At 69.3% G+C, this 1,510-nt stretch carries 2 protein-coding genes; both read right to left on the bottom strand.

All coding sequences use genetic code 11. The features are described 5' to 3' along the window. Positions 1-88 precede the first annotated feature (88 nt). Complete coding sequence (locus WH85_RS46040) at positions 89-826, bottom strand: DinB family protein (RefSeq protein ID WP_045748558.1); 738 nt, start codon at positions 824-826, stop codon at positions 89-91. Positions 827-847: 21 nt separating this feature from the next. Beyond that, positions 848-1,243 (bottom strand): VOC family protein, encoded by a 396-nt coding sequence (locus WH85_RS46035; protein WP_045748557.1) that lies wholly within the window; start codon positions 1,241-1,243, stop codon positions 848-850. Positions 1,244-1,510 lie beyond the last annotated feature (267 nt).

Raw genomic sequence — 1,510 nt, 5'->3', positions numbered from 1 at the left:
GTTTCGTTGGTCATGCCGCTCCAACGACCGCTGGCCTATCGGGGCCGTGGGGTGAACGGGCATCATTGCCGATACGTTGGGTCGATAGTCACTGGTTACGCAGCGTCGCGAGGTCGCGTTCGGCGTAGAGGCGGTGCTGCCACTCCTCGAGGAGCACGGTGCCCAGGCATTCGGCGACCGGGTACTGGGCGGCCGGCGGGTAGCCGGGGCCGTCGACCGGTTCGGTGTCGGCGCCGAGGGCCTCGTCGGTCAGGCCCGTGAGGACCCGGCGGACGGTCTCCGCACGGTCGGCCCGCAGGGCGAGCACCTCGTCCAGGGTGGGCTGCGCGTCGCGGTCCCAGGGGACGCGCTCGTCCGGGTCCATCTCGTCGAACGGCAGGCTCAGCGGGTGCCACGGGCGGGGGTTGCCGAGGACCGCCCGGCTCACCCAGATGTCGGTGGCGAACAGCAGGTGCCGCAACGTCTGGATGAAGGACCACTCGCCGTCGACCCGCTCGTGCAGCAGCGGGGGCGGGAGCTGCCGGGCCCGGTCCACCGTCTCGGCCCACAACGATTCCAGGATGTCCCACGCCTCGCGGAACCCGTCGGCGGTGGCCGGGCGCATCTTGACCCGCTCCGGGTAGCGGCGGTCCAGCTCGGCCTCGATCAGCGGGCCGACGTCGACCCCGTTGACGGTCAGGCCCTCGATCTGGCCGTCGATGGAAACCTGGCCGAGCCAGGCGCCGCGCATCCGCACCCGCCACAGGACACCCCGGGTGACGGTGACGTTCTGCAGTCTCGTGTCCGTCACCGTCACGTCGGCGATGCGCAACCCGGTGTGGTTCACCGCCTCATCGTAGAGCCCGGGTCAGCGACCGAACTTGGCCTTGGCCTCCGGGCTGACCGGGGTGAAGAAGTTGACCAGGTTGCCGTCGGGGTCGCGGACCAGCAGTGACCGGTTGCCCCACGGCATCGTCGTCGGTTCGGCCACCACCTCGACGGTGTCCCGCACCCCGGCGAACACCGCGTTGACGTCGTCCACCAGGAACTCGACGATGACGCTGCGGTTGGTTCCCGGCTCGACGGCCCCGGGTGCGATCATCGCCACGGTCCGGGGGCTGCCGATCGCGATCGCACCCCGGGCCGTACGCACCTCGGCGAACTCGGGGTTCGCGAACTGTGCGGGTGTCCCGAGGACCTTCGCGTAGAAGGCGGCCAGTCCGGCCACATCCGCGCTGATGACCCTGATCGACACGAAATCCATGCTGTTCCTCCTGCTCACGTGCGTTCACCGAGGACGGTAGGTCCCCAGGCGGACAGGATCGGTCCGCTTGGCGGTGTTCGTGGACCCGTGCCGTGCCGCGCAGGGTGGGACGGCTCGGTCTGCGGTTGTGAGGGGTGTGGCGCGTACCTCCGAAAAAGCATGACCAGGCACTGACGTGATCTCAGCGAGCGGCGGTCAGGTATCGGTATTCGAAATGGATGAGGTGAAGTGCTGCGGCGACGATGTCGCCGATCCGGCTCGGGCTGA

It is taken from the genome of Actinoplanes rectilineatus (genome assembly GCF_000962825.1).
Classification (GTDB): domain Bacteria; phylum Actinomycetota; class Actinomycetes; order Mycobacteriales; family Micromonosporaceae; genus Actinoplanes; species Actinoplanes rectilineatus.
This window is presented reverse-complemented; position numbering and strand designations above follow the sequence as displayed.